The organism is Streptomyces sp. NBC_01498, from assembly GCF_036327775.1.
Lineage (GTDB): Bacteria > Actinomycetota > Actinomycetes > Streptomycetales > Streptomycetaceae > Streptomyces.
The window spans coordinates 2366582-2389928 of record NZ_CP109598.1; the positions used below are offsets into that span (position 1 = coordinate 2366582).

General features: G+C 72.4%; 19 protein-coding genes. 10 read left to right on the top strand and 9 right to left on the bottom strand.

The window, feature by feature from the left end:
* Positions 1-23 precede the first annotated feature (23 nt).
* On the bottom strand, positions 24-1052 hold the full coding sequence (locus OG875_RS09760) for a 4-hydroxy-3-methylbut-2-enyl diphosphate reductase (RefSeq protein WP_330173828.1): 1029 nt from the start codon (positions 1050-1052) through the stop codon (positions 24-26).
* 85 nt (positions 1053-1137) lie between these two features.
* On the opposite strand from OG875_RS09760, the gene OG875_RS09765 reads away from it, so the two are divergent.
* Positions 1138-2607, top strand: coding sequence for an APC family permease (locus OG875_RS09765; protein WP_330173829.1), 1470 nt, complete (start codon positions 1138-1140; stop codon positions 2605-2607).
* 81 nt (positions 2608-2688) lie between these two features.
* Here the strand turns inward: OG875_RS09765 and OG875_RS09770 are convergent, their stop codons facing one another.
* A complete protein-coding gene (locus tag OG875_RS09770; RefSeq protein WP_330173830.1) occupies positions 2689-3012 on the bottom strand; it encodes a hypothetical protein in 324 nt (107 codons plus the stop codon).
* Positions 3013-3456: 444 nt separating this feature from the next.
* Here OG875_RS09770 and xseA point away from each other — a divergent pair, with 444 nt between their 5' ends.
* The 3 genes from xseA to OG875_RS09785 all read left to right on the top strand — a co-directional run bounded on the left by xseA (position 3457) and on the right by OG875_RS09785 (position 5810).
* Positions 3457-4671 (top strand): exodeoxyribonuclease VII large subunit, encoded by a 1215-nt coding sequence (gene xseA / locus OG875_RS09775; RefSeq protein ID WP_330173831.1) that lies wholly within the window; start codon positions 3457-3459, stop codon positions 4669-4671.
* A 56-nt stretch (positions 4672-4727) separates the two neighbouring features.
* Positions 4728-4988: an exodeoxyribonuclease VII small subunit gene (locus OG875_RS09780; protein WP_330173832.1), complete on the top strand. Its 261-nt coding sequence runs from the start codon at positions 4728-4730 to the stop codon at positions 4986-4988.
* 231 nt (positions 4989-5219) lie between these two features.
* Positions 5220-5810, top strand: coding sequence for a malonic semialdehyde reductase (locus OG875_RS09785; protein WP_330173833.1), 591 nt, complete (start codon positions 5220-5222; stop codon positions 5808-5810).
* Positions 5811-6105: 295 nt separating this feature from the next.
* Here the strand turns inward: OG875_RS09785 and OG875_RS09790 are convergent, their stop codons facing one another.
* On the bottom strand, positions 6106-6630 hold the full coding sequence (locus OG875_RS09790; protein ID WP_330173834.1) for a DUF4245 domain-containing protein: 525 nt from the start codon (positions 6628-6630) through the stop codon (positions 6106-6108).
* A 123-nt stretch (positions 6631-6753) separates the two neighbouring features.
* On the opposite strand from OG875_RS09790, the gene glpX reads away from it, so the two are divergent.
* Complete coding sequence (glpX, locus tag OG875_RS09795) at positions 6754-7785, top strand: class II fructose-bisphosphatase (protein ID WP_330173835.1); 1032 nt, start codon at positions 6754-6756, stop codon at positions 7783-7785.
* Positions 7786-8019: 234 nt separating this feature from the next.
* Here the strand turns inward: glpX and OG875_RS09800 are convergent, their stop codons facing one another.
* Both OG875_RS09800 and OG875_RS09805 read right to left on the bottom strand, forming a co-directional pair.
* Positions 8020-8394, bottom strand: a complete 375-nt coding sequence (locus OG875_RS09800; RefSeq protein ID WP_330173836.1) for a WhiB family transcriptional regulator — start codon at positions 8392-8394, stop codon at positions 8020-8022.
* Between the two features lie 386 nt (positions 8395-8780).
* Positions 8781-9449: a DUF1707 SHOCT-like domain-containing protein gene (locus OG875_RS09805; protein ID WP_330173837.1), complete on the bottom strand. Its 669-nt coding sequence runs from the start codon at positions 9447-9449 to the stop codon at positions 8781-8783.
* A 181-nt stretch (positions 9450-9630) separates the two neighbouring features.
* Between OG875_RS09805 and OG875_RS09810 the strand changes: the two genes are divergently transcribed.
* Complete coding sequence (locus OG875_RS09810) at positions 9631-11313, top strand: fumarate hydratase (protein ID WP_330173838.1); 1683 nt, start codon at positions 9631-9633, stop codon at positions 11311-11313.
* 227 nt (positions 11314-11540) lie between these two features.
* On the opposite strand, the gene OG875_RS09815 is transcribed toward OG875_RS09810, so the two are convergent.
* From OG875_RS09815 to OG875_RS09830, 4 genes are all read right to left on the bottom strand, one after another.
* The gene (locus OG875_RS09815) at positions 11541-12356 is read right to left on the bottom strand and encodes an SDR family NAD(P)-dependent oxidoreductase (protein ID WP_330173839.1); all 816 of its coding nucleotides are present in this window, start codon (positions 12354-12356) and stop codon (positions 11541-11543) included.
* Between the two features lie 6 nt (positions 12357-12362).
* Positions 12363-14363 carry a class I adenylate-forming enzyme family protein gene (locus tag OG875_RS09820; RefSeq protein ID WP_330173840.1) on the bottom strand — a complete coding sequence of 667 codons (2001 nt, stop codon included), beginning with the start codon at positions 14361-14363 and terminating at the stop codon, positions 12363-12365.
* Positions 14360-14950 carry a hypothetical protein gene (locus tag OG875_RS09825; RefSeq protein WP_330173841.1) on the bottom strand — a complete coding sequence of 197 codons (591 nt, stop codon included), beginning with the start codon at positions 14948-14950 and terminating at the stop codon, positions 14360-14362. The genes OG875_RS09820 and OG875_RS09825 overlap by 4 nt, the downstream gene beginning before the upstream one ends.
* A 281-nt stretch (positions 14951-15231) precedes the next feature.
* On the bottom strand, positions 15232-16782 hold the full coding sequence (locus OG875_RS09830; RefSeq protein ID WP_330173842.1) for a ricin-type beta-trefoil lectin domain protein: 1551 nt from the start codon (positions 16780-16782) through the stop codon (positions 15232-15234).
* A 105-nt stretch (positions 16783-16887) separates the two neighbouring features.
* On the opposite strand from OG875_RS09830, the gene OG875_RS09835 reads away from it, so the two are divergent.
* From OG875_RS09835 to OG875_RS09850, 4 genes are all read left to right on the top strand, one after another.
* The gene (locus tag OG875_RS09835; RefSeq protein ID WP_330173843.1) at positions 16888-18300 is read left to right on the top strand and encodes a class II fumarate hydratase; all 1413 of its coding nucleotides are present in this window, start codon (positions 16888-16890) and stop codon (positions 18298-18300) included.
* 9 nt (positions 18301-18309) lie between these two features.
* Positions 18310-18984, top strand: coding sequence for a cytidylyl-2-hydroxypropylphosphonate hydrolase (fomD, locus tag OG875_RS09840; protein ID WP_330173844.1), 675 nt, complete (start codon positions 18310-18312; stop codon positions 18982-18984).
* Between the two features lie 797 nt (positions 18985-19781).
* Positions 19782-21701 carry an ATP-binding SpoIIE family protein phosphatase gene (locus OG875_RS09845; protein WP_330173845.1) on the top strand — a complete coding sequence of 640 codons (1920 nt, stop codon included), beginning with the start codon at positions 19782-19784 and terminating at the stop codon, positions 21699-21701.
* Positions 21702-21861: 160 nt separating this feature from the next.
* Entirely contained in the window at positions 21862-23325 is a 1464-nt protein-coding gene (locus OG875_RS09850; protein ID WP_330173846.1) for a catalase, read from the top strand.
* Positions 23326-23347 lie beyond the last annotated feature (22 nt).

Consider the following 23347-nt stretch of genomic DNA (forward strand, 5'->3'; position numbering starts at 1 on the left):
TACGGGGAGATGACCGGGCTTCCCTACTTCTCGGCCAGGATCGCGGCCTCCGCGCGCAGGTCGCGGCGCAGTTCCTTGGGCAGCGAGAAGACGATCGACTCCTCGGCGGCCTTGACGATCTCGACGTCCTCGAAGCCGTGACCGGTGAGCCATTCCAGGACGCCCTCGACCAGGATCTCGGGCACGGAGGCGCCGGAGGTGACACCGACCGTGGTGACGCCGTCCAGCCACGCCTCGTCGATCTCGTCGGCGGAGTCGACCAGATGGGCGTCGCGGGAGCCCGCGCCGAGGGCGACCTCGACCAGGCGTACCGAGTTGGACGAGTTCTTCGACCCGACGACGATGACCAGGTCCGCGTCGGCGCCCATCTGCTTGACGGCGATCTGACGGTTCTGCGTCGCGTAGCAGATGTCGTCGCTGGGCGGCGAGATGAGCAGCGGGAACTTCTCCTTGAGCCGGTCGACCGTCTCCATCGTCTCGTCCACGGAGAGGGTCGTCTGGGAGAGCCAGACCACCTTGGACTCGTCGCGGACCTCGACGCCCGCGACGTCCTCGGGGCCGTCGACCAGGGTGATGTGGTCGGGGGCCTCGCCGGAGGTGCCGATGACCTCCTCGTGGCCGTCGTGGCCGATCAGCAGGATGTCGTAGTCCTCGTTGGCGAAGCGGACGGCTTCCTTGTGGACCTTGGTGACGAGGGGACAGGTCGCGTCGATGGTCGCGAGCCTGCGTTCGGCCGCCTCGTCGTGGACGACGGGGGCCACGCCGTGCGCGGAGAACATGACGATCGATCCCTCGGGGACCTCCGCCGTCTCCTCGACGAAAATCGCGCCCTTCTTCTGAAGGGTCTGCACGACGTACTTGTTGTGGACGATTTCGTGGCGGACGTAGATCGGTGCCCCGTACTGCTCCAGGGCCTTCTCCACGGCGATCACGGCACGGTCGACGCCCGCGCAGTAACCGCGGGGCGCGGCGAGCAGCACGCGTTTGCCGGTGCGGCGCGCGGCGTCTCCACTCGGGGTGGCGTCGGGCGTCGGGCTGGGCGTAGCAGTCATGCTCACCATCGTAAGGCCGCCCGGACGGGGCGGCGGATCGCCCGGCGGGCCGGGACCGGGCCCGTGTGATCGACGGAGGGACGCGATGGCCGACAGGGGTACGGGAGACACGGGAGGCGGGGGCCGAGCCGGCAAAAGCGGCCGTAGCGGCGGAAGCGGTACGGCTCCGCGTACGGGCGCCGACGCCCCGCCCGGGGGAACACCGCCCGGCGCGCACGGAGTCGGGGGGCTGCGGCGCACGCTCGGGTTCCGTGATCTCGTCGTCTACGGGCTCCTCTTCATCGCGCCCATGGCACCGGTGGGGGTGTACGGCACGCTCGACGCCAAGTCGCACGGCGCCGTGGCGCTGGTCTACGTCGTGGCCACCGTGGCGATGGCCTTCACGGCCTTCAGTTACGCGCAGATGATCCGGGTCGCCCCGCAGGCCGGCTCGGTCTTCGCGTACGCGCGCAAGGGGCTGGGCGAGGGGCCGGGCTTCATCGCCGGGTGGATGGCGATGCTCGACTATCTGCTGATCCCGGCCGTCGCGTATCTCTTCGCCGGGATCGCGATGGAGGCGCTGGTGCCCTCCGTGGACCGGTGGATCTGGACGGGCATCGCGGTCGTGGTCACGACGCTGCTCAATCTGTGGGGGGTACGGGCCGCCGCGCGGGTCGGCTTCTTCGTCCTCGCGCTGGAGATCGTGGTGCTGCTGGTGTTCGTGGTGTCGGCGATCGTGGTGCTCGTACGGGACGGGGCGACGCGCGGCTGGCTGTCGCCGTTCACCGGGGACGTGACCTTCTCCTTGACGGCGGTGTTCGGCGCGGTGTCGGTCGCGGTGCTGTCGTATCTGGGCTTCGACGCGATCGCCGCGTTCGCCGAGGAGGTGACGGGCGGCTCGCGGAAGGTGGCGCGGGCCGTGCTGTTCTGTCTGGCGCTCGCCGGTGTGCTGTTCGTGGCGCAGACGTATCTCGTGGCGCTCCTGGAGCCGCTGAGTTCGGCGCAGCTCGCCGCCGATCCGGTCAAGCAGGGGTCCGCCTTCTACGACGCGGTGGACGCCTCCGTAGGAAGCTGGCTGCACGATCTGGTCGCGGTGAGCAAGGCGATCGGCGCGGCGTTCGCGGCGCTGGCGGGGCAGGCCGCCGCCGGGCGGCTGCTCTTCGCGATGGGCCGGGAGCGGCGGCTGCCGCGGCTGCTGTCGCGTACGGACGGCGGGACACCGCGCGTGGCGCTGCTGCTCTCGGCGGTGGTGACGCTGATCGCCGCCGTCTGGGCGGCCCGGCGGGACGACGGTCTCGACCGTCTGGTGTCGGTGGTCGACATCGGGGCGCTGACGGCCTTCATCCTGCTGCACGCCTCGGTGGTCGGGTGGTTCGCGGTACGGCGTGCGGAGGGGCGTCCGCGCGTGCTGGCGCATGTGGTGGCCCCGGTGATCGGCGCCGGGATCCTGGTCGCGGTGATCGTGGAGGCGGCGGAGTCGGCGCAGGTGGTGGGCGCGATCTGGCTGGCGCTGGGGCTGCTGGTGTTCGCGGTCCAGTGGTGGCGGCGCCGCGCGGTGGCGCCGAAGGCTCCGTAAGGAGGGGAGGGTTCGCACCGGAGGCGACGTAGGAGAAGCATCTGTTAGGAGGAGTCGCAGAGGGAGGCTCTGTAGGAGGAGTCATGGGGCGAGGCGGCGAAGCTCCGTGCGGCCCTGTCCGGCGGGTCGGGGGCGGACCCGCACGCGGCGGGACGGTGGGCCTTCGGGCGGGGTGACGCCGCTCGCCACCAGGGCCTCCGCCGTGTCGGCGAACTCCCAGCGGGTCGCGTACGTCGCGGCCTCGCCCAGCCACTCGGTACGGACGACCGGGCGGCTCAGCAGGCTCTCGAACCAGTCGGCGCAGCGCTCCGCGAGTTCCTCGGGCGTGCCGGAGGCCCGGAAGAAGTCCCACGCGGGTGGCGCGTGGAGGTGGTAGAGGTGGTCGCTGACCTTCCCCGCCCGCACTGGGTGCCGTGGAAGTGGGCGGCCCAGTCGCCGAGCGCCAGCCGTCGCTCCTCGTCGAGGAGGCAGGCGTCGACGAGGGGCGACGATTCGTCCTCGGGCCGTCCGGCCTGGCTGGGAGCCGGCGGCACCCGCCCGTCGGCGGCCCGGGATCGCAGGGCCGTGAGGAAGGCGAGTTCCGCCGTGTCGAAGTCCCAGGGCTCCTCGCCGTACTCCCGCCGGGTCCTCTGCCTCGAACCGCCTGTTGACGTCCACGGGGGGACTCCAGAACCAGGCTCCCGTGCCCCTCGGGACACGGGAGAGTCGGAGGAAACAAGGAAACAAGGAAACGAGGACGCACGGTCCGGGGCGGCGGCGGTCCGGCCCGCGCGTCCTCGGCCCACAAGTCCCGGCCCGCGCGTCCCGGCGTCGGTCCGCGTTGTCATAGGCGGCCGATACGCTCGGTGCATGGCTCTCCACACGTCCGCGGACACCCCGTTGCCCGTCGGTGAGGTGTCGCGTCTCATCGGCGGCTGGATCGACCGGCTCGGCGCGGTCTGGGTCGAGGGGCAGATCACGCAGTTGTCGCGGCGGCCCGGTGCCGGGGTCGTGTTCCTGACGCTGCGGGACCCGTCGTACGACATCTCCGTGGGCGTCACCTGCTACCGGCAGACCTTCGACGCGATCGCCGACGTCGTGTCCGAGGGCGCGCGGGTCGTGGTGCACGCGAAGCCGGAGTGGTACGCGCCGCGGGGCCAGCTGTCGCTCCGGGCCGCCGAGATACGGCCGGTCGGCATCGGTGAACTGCTGGTGCGGCTGGAGCGGTTGAAGAAGTCGCTGGGCGCCGAGGGGCTGTTCGCCGCCGACCGCAAACGGCCGCTGCCCTTTCTGCCGCGCCTGGTCGGGCTCGTCTGCGGCCGGGCGTCGGCGGCGGAGCGGGACGTCCTGGAGAACGCGCGCCGGCGCTGGCCCGCCGTCCGCTTCGAGGTGCGCAACACCGCCGTCCAGGGGGTCAACGCGGTGAGCCAGGTCGTCGAGGCCGTCGAGGAGCTGGACGCGCTGCCCGAGGTGGACGTGATCGTCGTGGCGCGTGGCGGGGGCAGCGTGGAGGATCTGCTGCCGTTCTCGGACGAGCAGTTGGTACGGGCGGTGGCCGCCTGCCGTACGCCGGTCGTGTCGGCGATCGGCCACGAACCCGACTCGCCGCTGCTGGACCTCGTCGCCGACGTACGGGCGTCGACGCCCACGGACGCGGCGAAGCGTGTCGTGCCGGACGTCGGCGAGGAGCTGGACCGGGTGCAGGGGCTGCGGGACCGGGCGCTGAGGACGGTCCAGGGGCTGCTGGACCGGGAGGAGCGCGGGCTCGCCCACGCGCTGGCCCGGCCGGTGATGGAGCGGCCCCGGCGGATGGTGGAGGAGCGCGAGAGCGAGATCGACGCGCTGGCGGACCGGAGCAGGCGGGTGCTGCGGCATCTGCTGGACCGCGCGGACTCGGAGCTGTCGCACACCCGGGCGCGCGTGGTCTCGCTGTCGCCCGCGGCGACGCTGGAGCGGGGTTACGCGGTGCTCCAGCGGCCGGACGGGGCGGTGGTGCGTGCCCCGGCGGACGTCTCGGACGACCAGGAGCTGCGGGCCCGGGTGTCCGGGGGCGAGTTCACGGTGCGGGTCACCGGCACCGGGTGAGCCGCGCGTTCCTCGCGTACATGTCGTTGTCGTAGAGCGCACGGAGGGTGGATCACATGGCCAACAAGGACAGCGGGACGGCGCCGGCCGCCGGCGCGGAGGCGCCCGGCTACGAGCAGGCACGGGACGAGCTGATCGATGTCGTACGGCGCCTGGAGACGGGCGGTACGACACTGGAGGAGTCGCTGGCGCTGTGGGAGCGCGGCGAGGAGCTGGCCCGGGTGTGCCGCCGCTGGCTGGAGGGCGCCCGCGCCCGGCTGGACGCCTCCCTGACCGACCCGGCGTCCGGGGCGTCCGCTGCGGACCGCGACTCCTGAGCCGGTCGCGGCACCCTGCGGCCGGTGTGTCGGCGCGTCGATGCCTCGGCCCCGGGACGCCGGGACGCGTGGCGCCCGCACGCCACGACCCGGTGAATTGTCAACAGTGTGTGAAGCGAGTCACCCGATCGACTGATTTAGTTGAAAGTTAATACACCGAGGGCGTACGTTGGCGACGTTCGCCTGATCGATCATTCGGTCGCCCTGTCCGTCCCGGAAGGTACTCCCCCGATGTCTCTCGTTCTCGACCCCGCCGCCCAGGACCTCCTCTTCCGCGAGGCCCACACCGCCAACACGTTCACCGACGAGCCGGTGACCGAGGAGCAGATCCAGGCGGTCTACGACCTGGTGAAGTTCGGCCCGACCGCCTTCAACCAGACCCCGCTGCGCGTCGTCCTGGTCCGCTCCCCCGAGGCACGCGAACGCCTTGTCCAGCACATGAACGAGGGCAACAAGGCCAAGACGTCCACCGCGCCGCTGGTCGCCGTCCTCGCCGCGGACAACGAGTTCCACGAGGAACTGCCCAACCTCTTCCCGGCCTTCCCCGCCGCGAAGGACGCCTTCTTCTCCGAGCGCCCGGTCCGTGAGCAGAACGCCGGCATGGACGCCGCCCTCCAGGCCGCCTACTTCATCGTCGGCATCCGCGCCGCCGGTCTGGCCGCGGGCCCGATGAGCGGCTTCGACCACGCCGGTGTCCAGAAGGAGTTCCTGGACGGCGACCACACGCCCCTGATGGTCGTGAACATCGGCAAGCCGGGCGAGAACGCCTCGTACCCCCGCTCGCCGCGCCTGTCGTTCGACGAGGTCGTCACGACCGTCTGAGACCGCGCACGACCGCGCAGGACCACGTACGCGCGCGTACCGACACGTACGCGCACGTACGAGCACGCGACGGCCGAGCGTCCGGGACGCACGGCGCACACGCGCCCCCGGCCCGGCCCCCGGGCGCACGACGGGGCCGCCACCCTCCTCCGGGTGGCGGCCCCGTCGTTCACAGCCCGAACACCAGAAACACCCGGAGCACCCGGAAGACCCGGTGCACCCGGCTCATGACCGCCCGGCCCATGACCGCCCGGCCCATGACCGCTCGGCGCATCCGCCGGGACGCGCGCGTCCGTCACGCCCCGCCGGACTCCAGCGCCTCCGCCATCTCGACGAGCCGTTCGAGCGGCGCCGTACCCGTCACGACCGTCGTCACCCCGTCACCGTCCCGCACCAGGGCGTCGTACTTCGGCCCCTCCCACCGCTGCCACTCCTCGCCGCCCACCCGCTCGCTCTCCCCGGTGTTCTCGGCGTCGTGCGTGACATCCCGGACATACTGCCTCGCCGGAGTGGTCGCCTGCTCCACGGCCACGTATTCGCGGTCGGGATCGAGGAAGCCGAGGTGCCAGGCGTCACCGTCCTGCCGCGCGTACGAGACGGAGGTCGGCTTCCAGCCCTTCGCGAGCCCCTCCGGCGCCAGCACCGGATAGGGCGCCGCGCGCTGCGCCGTCGTCAGCTCGACGCGGTAGTCGACCGCCGGGAGCGGATCCGCGTCCTCGTCATGGGGGTTGGCCAGGTAGAAGGCCCCGGCGACAGCGACGATCACCGCCATCGACAGAAACATGTCCCGCGCCGTCTGTTTACCTCGCTCACGTGCCACCTCCCCATGGTCGCATCACGGGTTCTCGCTCATACGTGGGCCCCACTGCTCATTTATTCGATGTGCGGATAGAGTCGCAGCACCCTCATTTCCGGCCGTCGCCGTACAGAAAGGTGCGTTCCGATGACCGAGCATCAACTGCCGTCACCGCTGGAGGTCGCTCCGGAGGCCCCGGACCGCAACCTCGCTCTCGAACTCGTACGGGTCACGGAGGCCGCCGCCATGGCCGCCGGCCGCTGGGTCGGACGCGGCGACAAGATCGGCGCGGACGGCGCGGCCGTGAACGCCATGCGCACCCTCGTCTCGACGGTCTCGATGAACGGCGTCGTCGTCATCGGCGAGGGCGAGAAGGACGAAGCCCCGATGCTGTTCAACGGCGAGCGGGTGGGTGACGGCACGGGCCCCGAGGTCGACATCGCCGTCGACCCGATCGACGGGACCACGCTCAACGCGAAGGGCATGCCGAACGCCATCGCCGTACTCGCGGCGGCCGACCGGGGCGCGATGTTCGACCCGTCGGCGGTCTTCTACATGGACAAGCTCGTGACCGGGCCCGAGGCCGCCGACTTCGTCGACATCAACGCCCCCGTCTCCGTCAACATCCGCCGGGTCGCCCGCGCCAAGAACTCGGCTCCCGAGGACGTCACGGTCGTCGTCCTCGACCGCCCGCGCCACGACGACATCGTGCGGGAGATCCGCGAGACGGGCGCGCGGATCAAGTTCATCTCGGACGGCGACGTGGCCGGCTCGATCATGGCCGTACGCGAGGGCACCGGCGTCGACCTGCTCATGGGCATCGGCGGCACCCCGGAGGGCATCATCTCGGCGTGCGCCATCAAATGCCTCGGCGGCACGATCCAAGGCAAACTCTGGCCGAAGGACGACGCCGAACGGCGCCGGGCGCTCGACGCCGGGCACGACCTGGACCGGGTGCTGTCGACCGACGATCTGGTCGCCGGGGACAACGTGTTCTTCGTCGCCACGGGCATCACGGACGGCGAACTGCTGCGCGGAGTGCGGTATCGCTCGGAGACCGCGACCACCCAGTCCATGGTGACGCGGTCCAAGTCCGGCACGATCCGGCAGATCGACTCGACCCACCGGCTGTCGAAGCTGCGCGCCTACAGCACGATCGACTTCGACCGCGCGAAGTAGCCCGACTGCGCGAAGCAGTCCTCTGACCGCGCGGAGAAGCACGAGGCTCGCGGAAACCCGAGGCCCCTCGGCGAACCACGAGGCCGCGCGCAGAACCACGCACACCACCAGGCCGCGCGAATCGGCGCACGGAACGGCTCCCCGGCCGACCGGGCCCGACGGCACACGCGGGAGCGGGGCGCCCCTCCGGCACGGAGGGGCGCCCCGGCACCCGGACGGTGACCGGCCGGGCGGTCAGCCTGCGGCGGCGATCCGGCCCGCGGCCGACGCCGCGTTCCGCAACTCGATCTCGCGCCGCCTGCGGCGGGCCAGGACCACCCGGCGCTCGGCGGCGGTCAGCCCGCCCCAGACGCCGTACGGCTCGGGCTGGAGCAGCGCGTGCTCCCGGCAGTCGACCATCACGGGGCAGCGTCCGCAGACCCGCTTGGCGGCCTCCTCACGGGCGAGCCGCGCGGCCGTCGGTTCCTTGGAAGGGGCGAAGAACAAGCCGGCTTCGTCCCGGCGGCACACCGCCTCCGAATGCCAGGGTCCGGCCTGATCCTCCCGAGCGGGACTCCGCTGGGGCGGCACGGCGGCGACCTGCAGGGGCTGATGCGGCAATGGCAGCACGGTCCACTCCTGACGACGGCTTCGCGAGCGAGAGACGATGCAGCAGTCCCTACCCGCTGTGCGCACGCCTAAGCACTGAGTGGCTCCTGGATGCGGTGCGCGGAACGTCTTTCGGAACCACGCCCGCGCACGTCCGCGCCGCCGGAAGTGCCCGAATACGCCCTGAAAGCGGAGCGATCGGGACCCTCGCCCTCCTCCGGCCGGGCGCCCATACGGAACCGGAGACGGAACCGGAAGCGGATGCGGAGCCGAATGCCGACGCGAACGCGGAAGCGCAGCACGCGCGGACGCCGAACCGGAACCGGATCGACGGCCGCCGGTTCGACGGCCGCCCGATCAACAGCCGCCGGATCGCCCGTCGGTGAACCGGGTCGGTGGTTCGCCCGTCAGTGGCCCAGGTGCTTGCGCAGCCGCTTGTTGAGGTCCGCGATGAACTTCCCGCGCTTCGGCCTGGCCTCGATGGAGGCGAAGACGGCGTACCCGTTGACCACCACGACCGGGGCGTCCGGCTCGGTGCTCTCCAGGGTGCTGACCTCGAAACTGCCGAAGACCCCGGTGCCGCCGCCGCGCAGCGAGATGTTCTCGGGGACCCGCACCTCCACGGATCCGAAGATGGCGGTCGCGTTGATCACGGTGGTGCGCTGGGCGAATATCGCCTCGGTCAGGTCGATCTCGATGCTGCCGAAGAGCGTGAAGGCGTTGGTCCGGCGGCCCACCCGCCAACGGCCCTTGCGGAGCGAACTGCTGAAGATCGCGACCATCGAGTCGACGGGCTCGCCCGTGTCCTCCGGGCCGTACGCGTGCGCCGCGCCCACCGGGCGTACGCCGTCGCCCGTCGCGGGCAAGTCCCTCACCAGCGGCTCCAGTTCACCCATGGTCTTGGCGCGGTAGACGGCGTCGATCCGCTCGGAGTGCTCCTCCGCGTCCAGCCGGCCGAGGGCCAGCGCCTCCTTCAGGATGTCGGCGATCCGGTCGCGGTCGGCGTCGGAGGCCCGGAAACCGGCGTCGGGCTCGGCCGGCACGACCGGCTTCTGGGGGTGCTTTTCGAGGTCCACCGGACCAGAGTAGCGAAACGCGATAGATCGCGACTAGGGGCGGCGCGAGGGAGGTTCGGGGAAGGCGTCACACCCCGGCCTCCTACTGAGTCTCACCTCACCCCGACCGCCCCTCGCATCACGACTTAGGCTGAGAGGCGCGCTGCCCGATGGAGGCCAGCCGCCGCCTGTCGAGTGAGGAATGGCCGAAATGCCAGAGTTTGCGTACTCCGATCTGCTCCCGCTGGGAGAGGACACCACGCCGTACCGCCTGGTGACCGCCGACGGCGTCTCCACCGTCGAGGCCGACGGCCGTACGTTCCTCAAGGTCGCCCCCGAGGCACTGCGCGCCCTGGCCGCCGAGGCCATGCACGACATCTCGCACTATCTGCGCCCGGCCCACCTCGCCCAGTTGCGCCGGATCGTGGACGACCCGGACGCGTCCTCCAACGACAAGTTCGTGGCGGTCGACCTCCTGAAGAACGCCAACATCGCCGCCGCCGGCGTGCTCCCCATGTGCCAGGACACCGGCACCGCGATCGTGATGGGCAAGCGCGGCCAGAACGTCCTTACGGAGGGCGGCGACGAGGCGGCCCTGTCGCACGGCATCTACGACGCGTACACCAAGCTCAACCTGCGCTACTCGCAGATGGCCCCGCTCACCATGTGGGAGGAGAACAACACCGGCTCGAACCTGCCCGCGCAGATCGAGCTGTACGCGGCCGACGGCGGCGCCTACAAGTTCCTCTTCATGGCCAAGGGCGGCGGCTCGGCCAACAAGTCGTTCCTCTACCAGGAGACGAAGGCCGTCCTGAACGAGACCTCCATGATGAAGTTCCTGGAGGAGAAGATCCGTTCGCTGGGTACGGCCGCCTGTCCGCCGTACCACCTGGCGATCGTCGTCGGCGGCACCTCCGCCGAGTTCGCGCTGAAGACCGCGAAGTACGCCTCCGCGCACTACCTGGACGAGCTGCCCACCGAGGGCTCCCCCGCCGGCCACGGTTTCCGGGACAAGGAGCTGGAGGAGAAGGTCTTCGAGCTGACGCAGAAGATCGGCATCGGCGCGCAGTTCGGCGGCAAGTACTTCTGCCACGACGTGCGGGTCGTCCGGCTGCCCCGGCACGGCGCGTCCCTGCCGGTCGCGATCGCCGTGTCCTGCTCCGCCGACCGCCAGGCCCTCGCGAAGATCACCGCCGAGGGTGTCTTCCTGGAACAGCTGGAGACCGACCCGGCGCGTTTCCTGCCCGACACCACCGACGAGCATCTGGACCAGGAGGACGGGAGCGACGTCGTACGGATCGACCTCGGCCGGCCGATGGACGAGATCCTGGCCGAGCTGACCAGGCACCCCGTCAAGACCCGGCTCTCGCTGACCGGCACGCTGGTCGTGGCCCGCGACATCGCGCACGCCAAGATCAAGGAGCGGCTGGACGCGGGCGAGGACATGCCGCGGTACCTGAAGGACCACCCGGTGTACTACGCCGGGCCCGCCAAGACGCCCGAGGGGTACGCGTCCGGGTCGTTCGGCCCGACGACGGCGGGACGGATGGACAGCTACGTGGAGCAGTTCCAGGCGGCGGGCGGCTCGAAGGTCATGCTCGCCAAGGGCAACCGCTCGAAGCAGGTGACCGACGCCTGCGCCTCGCACGGCGGCTTCTACCTCGGCTCGATCGGCGGCCCGGCGGCCCGGCTCGCGCAGGACTGCATCCGGAAGGTGGAGGTCCTGGAGTACGAGGAGCTGGGCATGGAGGCGGTCTGGCGGATCGAGGTGGAGGACTTCCCCGCGTTCATCGTCGTGGACGACAAGGGCAACGACTTCTTCACCGAGCCCGCGCCCGCGCCGACGTTCACCAGCATCCCCGTGCGGGGGCCGGGCCTCGGGTAGCGGAACGTCCCGCTCCGCCAGGGGCGTGGTGGGGTGTCCGTGAGGGCGGAAGCCGGCGATCGACGCCCGGACTGCTGACGGGACCCGGCGCCGCGTCGTCCGAGCGCCGGGACCGGGCGGTCCGGTCCGGTCGTTTCCTGTCGGGTCCGGGGGTCCGGGGGTCCGGGCGGGGTCCGGGCGGGTCCGGTCCGGTCCTTTCCTGTCGGGTCCGGTCCGGTCCGGTCCGGTCAGCGCGGGGCCAGGTCCGGGCCGTTCTCCGCCCGTTCCGGGGTGCCGAGGACGTCGTCGACGGTCAGGTACCGGCCGGAGAGGTGGTCGGCGGTCCCCGCGGCGAGGGCGGTGACCGCCCGGACGGCGCGCTCGACCGGAGTGCCCCGCCCCTCGCCGAGCTGCCGCAGCAGCCAGTCACGCCGGCGTGCGTGCCAGGGCGTGGCGGGAGCGTCGTCGGTGACAGCGGCGGTGGTCAGTCCGATCGGCACGATGCCGGGGTGCAGGCTGAAGGTGCTGACACCGTGGTCCCGCGCCTCGTGGGCGATGTTCTCCATGAGCGTGATGCCCGCCGCCTTGGAGACCGAGTACGCGGAGAGCGTGGGCCAGCGGCTCCGCCCGGCCGCGCTGCTGATGCTGACGACACGCCCGCCGCCCTGCCCGATCATGAAGGGCAGCACGGCGTGCGCCGCCGCCGCGCCGCTCATCACGTTGACGCGCACCGTCTCCCACCAGTCGTCGAGCGGCAGGTCCCAGAACGGGCCGATCGGGCCCTCCACCCCCGCGTTGTCGATGAGCACGTCGATCCGGCCGAACGCGTCGACCGTTCGCCGGGCGACCGCGCCCGCAGCCCGAGGATCGGTGATGTCCGCCGGAAGCGGCAGCGCCTCGGCGCCGGCGGCCCGGATCTCGTCGGCGAGGTCCGCCAGGGCCTGTGCGGTACGGGCGGTCAGGGCCAGACGCGCCCCGTCGGCGGCGAGGGCGGCGGCGACGGCGGTGCCGAGGCCGCCGGTGGCCCCGGTGAGGAGGACGACAGGACGATCGGGGGATGTCACGGCGGTTCAGCCTTCCTCGACCGCGGTGGCGGCGGGCCCGCGCAGCGCGGCCCGGTCGAGCTTTCCGGTGGCGGAGACGGGCAGCCTCGGGACGAACTCCATGGTCCGGGGCACCTTGTGGCGGGCGAGCAGGCCGCGGCAGTGCTCGCGCAGCTCCGCGACGGGGACGGCCGGGCGGCCGCGGTGGGCGACCACGACGGCGTGCGGAGCCTCCCCGCGCTCGGGGTCGGCCCGGCCGACCACCGCCACGTCGGCGACGCCGGGGTGCTCGCGCAGCGCCGCCTCGATCTCGGCGGGGTGGACGGTGTAGCCGCGTGTGGTGATCACGTCCTTGAGGCGCCCGGTCAGCGTGACGCAGCCGTGCTCGTCCCGGACCGCCAGGTCGCCGGTACGCAGCCAGCCCCGCTCGTCGCAGACCGGCACGAGGGCGCCGGTGCCGGTGCGGTGGCCGGGGGTGACCTGCGGTCCGCGCACCCACAACTCGCCCGCCGTGCCCGGTTCCCCCGCCGTACCACCCGCACCACCACCCGCTCCCGGACCGCCCGCGCCACCCGGACCCGTACCGCCCCCACCCGGACCGGCGCCGTCAGGACCCGCGCCGTCCCTTCCCACGCCGCCCGGAGCCGTACCGCCCCCACCCGGACCGGCGCCGTCAGGACCCGCGCCGTCCCTTCCCACGCCGCTCGGACCCGTACCGCCCGCTCCCGCGCCACCCGGACCCGTACCGCCCCCACCCGGACCGGCGCCGTCAGGACCCGCGCCGTCCCTTCCCACGCCGCTCGGACCCGTACCGCCCGCTCCCGCGCCACCCGGACCCGTACCGCCCCCACCCGGACCGGAACCGTCAGGACCCGCGCCGTCCCTTCCCACGCCACTCGGACCCGTACCGCCCACTCCCGCGCCACCCGGACCCGTACCGCCCGCTCCGGTGAACACCAGGCGCGTCTCCAGGCCCGGTACCGGGGTGCCCGCGCTGCCGCGGCAGGTTCCGGGCAGCGGGTCCAGGCCGGGACCGGCCAGTTCGGTCATGCCCCAGCTCTCCAGCAGGGGCACTCCGGTGCGCTCCTCCCAGGAGCGCCGCAGCTCCGCCCGTGCCTCCTGGCCCGCCGACAGGCAGCGGCGCAGGCTGCCCCCGGAGACGGCGGGGGCGTCGGCGGTGAGCAGCCGCGCGTAGAGGGCGGGTACGCCCTCCAGGACGGTGGCCCGATGACGGGTCAGCCTGGCCACCCAGCGCTGCGGGTCGAACGCCTCGGGGACGGCGATCAGCGCGGCCCCGGCGAGCAGGGTGGCGGCGGCCACCAGGTGGCCGTAGGTGTGCGCCAACGGGATGGGCAGCGCCACCACGTCGTCGGGGGTGCGGTGCCGGAGGCGCCAGTGGCCGGTGGTGAGGTGCAGGGCGTGTTCGGTCTGCACCAGGGCCTTGGGGCGTCCGGTGGTCCCCGAGGTGTGCATCACCAGGCAGGGTGCCTCCGGCCCGCGTTCGGCGCGCGGCAGGGACGTGGCTTCGGTCGGGGTGCCGACGGCGGGCGGGACCGGACCGACCGTCCGTACCTGAGGCTGCGCCCCTGTCGGCGACAGCACGGCCACCAACTCCCGCATCTCCGGCTCTCGTTCCGGAGCGCACAGCACCACACGGGGGCGGGTGTGCTCCAGGACGCGGCCGATCTCGGCGCCGGTCAGGGCGTAGTTCAACGGGACCGCCACCATGTCCGCCTTGAGCACCGCCAGATACGCGGCCAGCCAGGAAGCGCCGTTGGGCAGCAGCAGGGCGGCACACGGCCGCTCCTCCTGCGGCGGCCGGGCAACAGGCCGGGCAAGCGGCCGGTCAGCCGACCGGGCGGCCGACCGACGCAACCTCCGGGCCAGGTCCGAGGACCAGCGGTCCAGATCGGCGTACGACCGGGTGGTGTCGTCCTCGATGACGGCGGGGCGCCCGCCGCCCGCCGCCAGGGCCGACAGCAGAGCCGCACGGAACACATTCGGCCCTGGACCCGTCTCGGCGCTCATGTCGGCTGTCCTTGCGGGAGTTGGGGAAGGCGGACGTCGGCCGGCACGACCCGCGGACTGAACAGTTCCTCGACGTGCACCAGCGGTCCGGCTGCCGCGTGCAGGGTGTACGCCTTGCAGACGCACGGGCCGCCGCCGCGCCAGCGCCGCCGCCCGACCCAGTGCACCCGCCGCTCCAGCACGACCCCGGCGTCGGCCAGGGCGAACCCCAGCGGCCGTCCCCTGTCGCCCACGACCCGGTCCACCCTCGGGTCCACGCCCATCCGCGCCACCACGACGTTGTCGGACACCAGGGCGCCGCAGGCCAGCACCAGCCCGGTGTGCCGTACCAGGCACCGCTCGGGGCCGGAGAGCCGCAACTGCTTGCGCGCCCCCGGGTCCAGTTGCTCGGCGGCGACCTCCCGCAGCGACCACACCCGGGCCCGCAGGCGCCCGTCCGAGGCCGCCTGGAGCAGCGGTGTGGTGAGACCTTCGCCGGCCAGCAGTATCCGGGTGACCGGGGAGGCGAATTGAGCCACCCGCGCGTCGAGGTCACGGGGGTACGGCGCGTGCGGGTGGGGCCTCTTCGGCGCCCGCGCAGGAGACACGACCACCTCGGCGATGAAGAGGAGAAGCGGAGCGGAAACGATCGACCACTTGACGTGATCGACAGTTCACTTTACGCGACGACCCACGCCGTCAATCGCGCCGCTGGACCATCCGGGTGAGGCCGACCACCCGACCACCCGAGCGACAGGGCGGCCGAGGACAGGGCGACAGAACAGCAGGGCGGCGCTACAGCAGCAGCGCGGCGGAGCACGCGGACGCCGGATGCGTCGCGTGCTCCGCCGCGCGGAACAGCTGATCGGCCGATCGACCGATCAGCGGATCAGACGAACCGCTGGCTCGCCGAGCCGTCGCAGTTCTGGAGCCGCAGCGGGTCCTGCGCCGACGCCAGCGTCAGGCAGAGCGTGCCCGCCAACGCGGGCCGGACGGTGCCCGCCTCGCGCGTGAACTTCTGGTTCGCGCCGCCACCGCAGTCCCAGAGCCGGACCTGGGTGCCCGCGCGGACCGCGCCCGACGGGATGTCGAGGCAGCGGTCGTGGCTCAGCTCGCTGTGCAGCGACCGGGCGCCCGCGCCGGCGCCGGTGTCGTACCACCAGCCCTGGTCACGGCCGTCGTCACAGCCGGCCCCGGTGACCTTGGAGCCGTTGCGGGTCTTCGAGCCGGTGACGTCGACACAGGTGCCGGTCCCCTCGTTCTTCAGTGGCTGAAAAACGTCGTCCCAGTTGCCCGGCTGGAGGACGGGCCGCCCCGTGCTCGCCGGGTCGGCGCAACTCGCCTCGCTCAGACCGGAGTCGTACAGCTGCGTCAGGCAGGACGCGAAGGCGCCGTGCCCGGCGGCGTTCGGGTGGAAGGACTGCCGGACCGAGTTCTCGCTCGGCGGGAAGGGGTTGGTGACGTCGACGAACAGGCCCCGGGCCCAGTCGTCGTCCTGGCAGACCTCGTGGCCGTGGAAGAGCCGCGAGTTGTCCAGGTACACCGCGCCCGCGTTCCGCGCGGCCTTCCGCATGCCGCTCTGGAAGGCGGGGACGGCGCCGTCACGGGCCCAGGCGGCGTCCTCGTCGTGCACCGTGCAGCCGCCGGGGATCTTTCCCCAGTAGCCGGGATTGTCGCCCTGGTCGGGGCTGAGCGGGCCCGGGTAGCCCATCACGACGAGCTTGTAGTCGCCGTCGGCGTACCCCGCGTCGCGCATGACGCCCCGCAGGTCGCCGACGGTCGACTCGACCTTGGGGACGAGCCCGTCGATCCGCGCCTGCCAGCCCGCCCGGTACTTGTCGACGCACGGCCCCTGGAGGGTGAACCAGCGCAGTACGCAGTCGGTCATCACCGGACCGAACCGGAGGTCGTCGTTGGCGCCGGCCACGAGCAGCACCATCTTGATCCGGGTGTTGCGCGCCTTGATGGCGAGGTTGTCGCTCTGCACGAGTTCGTCGGCGTACTGCGCGGTGCCGCCGACCCGGATGTTGACGGACGAGGCACCGGAACAGGAGACGTTGTACGTGACGTCGGCCGCGATCCCGGTGCGGTGGATCGCGGCGTCGGGCGATCGGTGACACCAGTTGTCGGGCCCGTCCGTGCCCGGCTCGTAGGTGCCGACACCCTCGCCCGATATCTGGCTGTCGCCGAGCGAGACGAGCCCGCTCCTGCGCTGGTCGACCGGGCGCTCGGCGGGGTCGCCGTACAGCTCGGTGGCCTCGGCCGCGCGGATCGCCTCCAGGGCGGGCGGCAGCGGGGTCGCCGCGCGGACGGCGGCGGGCGCGCCCGCGGGGGCTGACGCCTGGGCCGCGGGGGTAAGTGCGACAAGTCCGCCGACGACGGTCGCGAACGCGGCGAGCGTGGCGGCGGTACTTCGGAACGTGGCTCTCGTACGGTGCATGGCCTCCCCGATCTCAGTGTTACCAGAGGTTTTTACTGGCGGGTAAGGGACTTGGGAACACTTCGAACAAGACAATTGCTCACCTTCATCGGAGGGACGACGACGATGACGAACGAGACGGACTACCGCACCGAGCACGACTCCATGGGCGAGATCCAGGTCCCGGCGCACGCCAAGTGGCGCGCCCAGACCCAGCGCGCGGTGGAGAACTTCCCCATCTCGGGCCGGCCCATCGAACGGGCCCACATCGAGGCCCTGGCCCGTATCAAGGCCGCCGCCGCCACCGTCAACGCCGAACTCGGCGTGCTCGACCGGGACATCGCCGAGGCGGTGCGGAGCGCGGCGGACGAGGTCGCCGAGGGCCAATGGGACGACCACTTCCCCGTGGACGTCTTCCAGACGGGCTCGGGCACCTCGTCCCACATGAACGCCAACGAGGTCATCGCGACCCTCGCCACCGAGCGGCTGGGCCGCGAGGTGCATCCGAACGACCACGTCAACGCGTCACAGAGCTCGAACGACGTATTTCCCTCCAGCATCCACATCGCCGCGACGGCCGCCGTCACCGCCGATCTGATCCCGGCGCTGGACCGGCTCGCCGGCGCGCTGGAGCGCAAGGCCGAGGAGTTCGCGGACGTCGTGAAGTCGGGCCGTACGCATCTGATGGACGCCACGCCCGTCACCCTGGGCCAGGAGTTCGGCGGCTACGCGGCGGCCGTGCGCTACGGCGTCGAGCGGCTGCGCGGCGCCCTGCCCCGGCTGGCCGAACTGCCGCTGGGCGGTACGGCGGTGGGCACCGGCATCAACACCCCGCCGGGCTTCGCCGCCGCCGTGATCGCCGAGGTGGCGCGTACGACGGGGCTGCCGCTGACCGAGGCCCGGAACCACTTCGAGGCGCAGGGCGCGCGCGACGGGCTGGTCGAGACCTCGGGCCAGCTCCGTACGGTCGCCGTCTCGCTCACGAAGATCTGCAACGACCTGCGCTGGATGGCGTCGGGCCCGCGCACCGGGCTCGCCGAGATCAATCTGCCCGATCTCCAGCCCGGATCGTCGATCATGCCGGGGAAGGTCAATCCGGTCGTCCCGGAGGCCGTCCTGATGGTCGCCGCCCAGGTGACGGGCAACGACACGACCGTCGCCACGGCGGGCGCGGCGGGCAACTTCGAGCTGAACGTGATGCTGCCGGTGATCGCCCGCAACGTCCTGGAGTCCGTCCGGCTGCTCGCCAACGTCTCCCGGCTGCTGGCGGACCGCACGGTCGACGGCATCACGGCGAACGTGGAGCGGGCCCGCGAGTACGCGGAGTCGTCCCCGTCCGTCGTCACCCCGCTCAACCGCTACCTCGGTTACGAGGAGGCCGCCCGGGTCGCCAAGCGGTCGCTGGCCGAGCGGCGCACGATCCGCGAGGTCGTGCTGGACGGCGGCTACGTGGAGCGCGGCGTTCTCACGGTGGCGCAACTGGACGAGGCGCTGGACGTCCTGCGGATGACCCGGCCCGATCCGCACGACAGGCCCTAGGATCTGCGCATGACAGGAGCGGACGGCATTCGACACTGGGCCCCGGGCGAGCGGATTCTCTGGCGCTACCGGGACAACGGCTCGGCCCATGTGCACATCTGCCGCCCCGTGACCGTCGTGCGGGACACCGAGGACCTGCTGGCGGTCTGGATGGCGCCGGGCACCGAGTGCGTCAAGCCGGTGCTCGCCGATGGCACTCCCGTGCACCACGAACCTCTCGCCACCCGCTACACGGCCCCGCGCACCACGGCGCGCGCCCACTGGACGGGCACGGGTGTGCTGAAGCTGGCCAGGCGCGACGAGCCCTGGTCGGTGTGGCTGTTCTGGGAACCGGGCTGGGAGTTCCGCAGCTGGTACGTGAATCTGGAGGAGCCCCGGCTGCGCTGGTCGGGCGGCATCGACTCCGAGGACCACTTCCTCGACATCTCCGTCTACCCGGACCGCAGCTGGCTCTGGCGGGACGAGGACGAGTTCGCCGAGGCCCAGCGGGCCGGGCTGCTGGACGCGGGCAAGGCGCTGCGGGTCCGGGAGGCCGGGGCGGCGGCGGTCGAGATGATCAAGGCGTGGGGTGCGCCGTTCTCCGAGGGCTGGGAGAACTGGCGGCCCGATCCGGGGTGGCCGGTGCCGGAGTTACCGGAGGGCTGGGACCGGGAGCCCGAACCGGCAAAGGTCCGGACCAGATGAGCCAAAAGGGCAGGTACGGCGGATGTCCCCGGTGATCGCCTTGGTGATCGCCGGGACGGGTCAGCCGACGCCGTGAGACCCTTGAAGCGCCCCTGGGGGTCAACCGTAGGATCGTCGTCCGCGAGGTCCTGTGCGGACCAACGCGGGGGCACTCCGGCGGAGCTGACTTAAAGTCATGACCACCGGACCTTCGAGCCGTACGACGTACGACGCACGCGAGAATGGTTCGCACGACGAACGAGCCGCGGCAGGCAGCAGACAGCCGCGGATGGGCCGCTGGACACCGACCGAGGGGGTGGAGCCGTGCAGGACGCCTGCCGCCCTGACGTCCACGCCCCGGGGCCGTGTCCCTCGCACCCCGCCCGGCGCGCGACGCCCGGCACACACGCCCCCGTGCCCCCGCGCGGTCGCGGAGGAAACCACCGTGGCGTCGCCGGAGCCGGACGGGTGAGCCTCGTACGGGACTCCGCTTCCGCCGCGCTGTCCTCGCGCGCCGGCCAGGCACCGGCCGCCCCCCGGGCGGACGGTGGCGCGGGCCGCACACGGCCCGGCGTTCCGGCGGGTGTCCGGCGCGCGGTCCCGGCGGCCTCCGTACCCGGTGCGCCGGGCGCGCCTCGCATACCCGGCGCGACCGCCGTGCCACGCGCGCCCCGGCCGCCCGGCGCACCCCGTGTGCCCGGCGCGCCCGGCGGCGCGGGCTCCCGCGGGCTCAGACCCGGGGCGCCCAGGAGCAGGGTGGCATCGCCAGTCGAAACGGTTGTCTCGCACCACCGGCCCGGACGGACGGAATCCCACGCGTGACGGAGCATCCCACCTCCCATGAAGGCCGGCAGCCCGTGGCTGCCCGGTCCCAGGAACGCACCCGGCCGCGGCAGGAGGCCACCGCCGCCGCCGTACCGCAGCCGTCGGCACCACCGGTGCCCTCGCCCGCGACGGTCCCGGTCGCGCCCCCGCAGGACGCGGTCGGCATCGCGCGGCGCGAGGGCGACCGGCTGCGCTTCGTGGGCGCCGCCACCCGCCGTATCGCGCGGGGCATCGACCTGGACGAGATCGTCCTCGGCCTGTGCCGGGCGACCGTCCCGACCTTCTCCGACGCGATCCTCGTCTATCTGCGCGACCCGCTGCCCGTCGGCGACGAGCGCCCGGTCGCGCCCTTCGTACTGAGGCTGCGCCGTACGGACCGGCTGCGGCTGACCGACGACGACGGCGACACCACCGGCACGGCCGGTACGGGCATCCAGATGCCGGAGTCCGAGGCGGGCCGGGTCGCGGTCCTCGACCCGCAGACCGATGTGATGCCCGCCGCGCAGCTGTGCGAGGTGCCGCCCGGCGGCGCGCTCTCCGAGGTGCTGCGCGGGGTCCGGCCGGTCTTCGGCGACTCCGCCGCCGCCCGCGCGGCCCTGCCCGAGCTGCTCGGCGAGGAGATGGCCGTCCCCGGTGGCCGGCGCGCGATCCTTGCCCCGCTGCGCGGCCGGCGGCGCGTCATCGGCGCCGCCGTCTTCCTGCGCGGACCCGAGCGTCCCGCCTTCGAGGCGAACGACCTGCTGGTGGCCGCGCAGCTCGCGACCCACACCGCGCTCGGCATCGACAAGGCGGTGCTCTACGGCCGCGAGGCGTACATCGCCGACGAACTCCAGCGCACCATGCTCCCGGAGGGGCTGCCGCAGCCCACGGGCGTCCGGCTCGCCTCCCGTTATCTGCCCGCCGCCGAGACCGCGCGGGTCGGCGGCGACTGGTACGACGCGATCCCGCTGCCCGGCAGCCGGGTCGCCCTGGTCGTCGGCGACGTCATGGGCCACTCCATGACCTCGGCCGCCATCATGGGCCAGCTGCGAACGACCGCCCAGACCCTCGCCGGTCTCGACCTGCCGCCGCAGGAGGTCCTGCACCATCTCGACGAGCAGGCGCAGCGGCTGGGCACCGACCGGATGGCGACGTGCCTCTACGCGGTGTACGACCCGGTCTCGCACCGCATCACCATCGCCAACGCCGGTCACCCGCCGCCCATACTGCTCCATCTGGGCGGCCGGGCCGAGGTGCTGCGGGTGCCGCCCGGCGCCCCGATCGGCGTCGGCGGGGTGGACTTCGAGGCCGTCGAGCTGGACGCGCCCGCCGGGGCCACGCTGCTCCTCTACACGGACGGGCTCGTGGAGTCGCGGCTGCGTGACGTCTGGACGGGCATCGAGCAGCTGCGGGAGCGGCTCGCCGCGACGGCCCAGCTCACCGGACCGGACCACTCGCCTCCTTTGGAGGCGCTCTGCGACGACGTGCTGGACGTGCTGGGGCCCGGTGACCGGGACGACGACATCGCCCTGCTGGCGGCCCGCTTCGACGGGATCGCGCCGAGCGACGTCGCCTACTGGTTCCTGGAGCCGGAGGACGCGGCGCCCGGCCGGGCCCGGCGGCTCGCTCGCAAGGCGCTCTCGCGCTGGGGCATGGACGAGCTGAGCGATTCTGTCGAGCTGCTGATCAGCGAGGTCGTGACCAACGCCGTGCGGTACGCGGAGCGGCCCGTCACGCTGCGGCTGCTGCGGACCGACGTCCTGCGCTGCGAGGTCGGCGACGACTCGCCGCAGCTGCCGCGTCAGCGCCGGGCCCGGGACACGGACGAGGGCGGCCGGGGGCTGTTCCTGGTCAACCGGCTGGCCAGGCGCTGGGGAGCGACCCGGCTGTCCACCGGCAAGATCGTCTGGTTCGAGATCTCGACCCGCCCGTAGCCGGAGCCGGGAGGCCGGGCGCGTACCCGCGCCCTCCCGGCCACATGTTGCCGACGATGTGTCCGCGGGTTTGACTGGGGCAGGCGGTCGTCACGACCGCCTTCGTCCCGTGGTGCGTGATTCCGGCCGCGGGACCCCCCTATCGAACGGGAGGACGCTCGTGACCGAGTCGACGCCCAAGGCTCCGTACACGACCACCAACGCCGGCATCCCGGTGGAGAGCGACGAGAATTCCCTCTCCGTCGGGCCCGACGGTCCGATTCTGCTCCAGGACCACTACCTCATCGAGAAGATGGCCCAGTTCAACCGCGAACGGGTCCCCGAGCGGGTGGTCCATGCCAAGGGCTCGGGCGCGTACGGCGTCTTCGAAGTGACCCACGATGTCAGCCAGTTCACCAAGGCCGACCTCTTCCAGCCGGGCAAGCGCACCGAGACGCTGGCCCGTTTCTCCACGGTCGCCGGTGAGTTCGGCTCCCCCGACACCTGGCGCGACCCGCGCGGCTTCGCCCTGAAGTTCTATACGGAACAGGGCAATTACGACCTGGTGGGCAACAACACGCCGGTCTTCTTCGTCCGCGACACGATCAAGTTCCAGGACTTCATCCGCTCGCAGAAGCGTCATCCGGCCACCGGCCTGCGGAGCAACGACATGCAGTGGGACTTCTGGACCCTGTCGCCGGAGTCCGCGCACCAGGTGACGTGGCTGATGGGCGACCGGGGCATCCCCAAGTCCTTCCGCCACATGAACGGCTACGGCTCGCACACCTTCATGTGGGTCAACGCCGGGGGCGAACGCTTCTGGGTGAAATACCACTTCAAGACCGACCAGGGCATCGACTTCCTCACCCAGGCGGACGCCGACGAACTGGCCGGTTCGGACGCGGACCACCACCGCCGGGACCTGTACGAGTCGATCGCCTCGGGCAACGCGCCGTCCTGGAGCCTGAAGGTCCAGATCATGCCGTTCGAGGACGCGGCCGACTACCGCTTCAACCCGTTCGACCTGACGAAGGTGTGGCCGCACGGCGACTATCCGCTGATCGATGTCGGCCGGCTGACGCTCGACCGGAACCCGGACAATTTCTTCGTCCACATCGAGCAGGCCGCCTTCGAGCCGTCGAACATGGTGCCGGGCATCGGCCCCTCGCCGGACAAGATGCTGCTGGGCCGTCTCTTCTCGTACCCGGACACCCACCGGTACCGGATCGGCCCGAACTACGCGCAGCTGCCGCCCAACCGGCCGCACTCGCCGGTCAACTCGTACGCCAAGGACGGCCCGATGCGGTACGTCCCGTCGAACGCGGCGATGCCGTACGCCCCGAACTCCTACGGCGGCCCGGCCGCCGACACGGAGCGCTTCGGCGACCCGGCGGGCTGGGCCGCAGCGGGCGAGATGGTGCGCGAGGCGTACACGAAGCGGCGCGAGGACGACGACTGGGGCCAGGCGGGCACCCAGGTCCGTACGGTGCTGGACGACGCGCAGCGCGACCGGCTGGTGTCGAACGTGTCGGGTCATCTGCTCCAGGGCGTGAGCCGGCCGGTCCTCGACCGGGCGTTCCAGTACTGGCGCAGCATCGACAAGACGATCGGCGACCGGATCGCCGCGAAGGTCAACGGCGGCTGAGCGCGCCGGGACCCGTACGCGC

Bases quoted from the DNA above. Each gene is read 5' to 3' on its own strand.
- OG875_RS09760 (WP_330173828.1), bottom strand. From the start codon at position 1,052: ATGACTGCTACGCCCAGCCCGACGCCCGACGCCACCCCGAGTGGAGAC.
- OG875_RS09765 (WP_330173829.1), top strand. From the start codon at position 1,138: ATGGCCGACAGGGGTACGGGAGACACGGGAGGCGGGGGCCGAGCCGGC.
- xseA (WP_330173831.1), top strand. From the start codon at position 3,457: ATGGCTCTCCACACGTCCGCGGACACCCCGTTGCCCGTCGGTGAGGTG.
- OG875_RS09780 (WP_330173832.1), top strand. From the start codon at position 4,728: ATGGCCAACAAGGACAGCGGGACGGCGCCGGCCGCCGGCGCGGAGGCG.
- OG875_RS09785 (WP_330173833.1), top strand. From the start codon at position 5,220: ATGTCTCTCGTTCTCGACCCCGCCGCCCAGGACCTCCTCTTCCGCGAG.
- glpX (WP_330173835.1), top strand. From the start codon at position 6,754: ATGACCGAGCATCAACTGCCGTCACCGCTGGAGGTCGCTCCGGAGGCC.
- OG875_RS09810 (WP_330173838.1), top strand. From the start codon at position 9,631: ATGGCCGAAATGCCAGAGTTTGCGTACTCCGATCTGCTCCCGCTGGGA.
- OG875_RS09820 (WP_330173840.1), bottom strand. From the start codon at position 14,363: ATGAGCGCCGAGACGGGTCCAGGGCCGAATGTGTTCCGTGCGGCTCTG.
- OG875_RS09830 (WP_330173842.1), bottom strand. From the start codon at position 16,782: ATGCACCGTACGAGAGCCACGTTCCGAAGTACCGCCGCCACGCTCGCC.
- OG875_RS09835 (WP_330173843.1), top strand. From the start codon at position 16,888: ATGACGAACGAGACGGACTACCGCACCGAGCACGACTCCATGGGCGAG.
- fomD (WP_330173844.1), top strand. From the start codon at position 18,310: ATGACAGGAGCGGACGGCATTCGACACTGGGCCCCGGGCGAGCGGATT.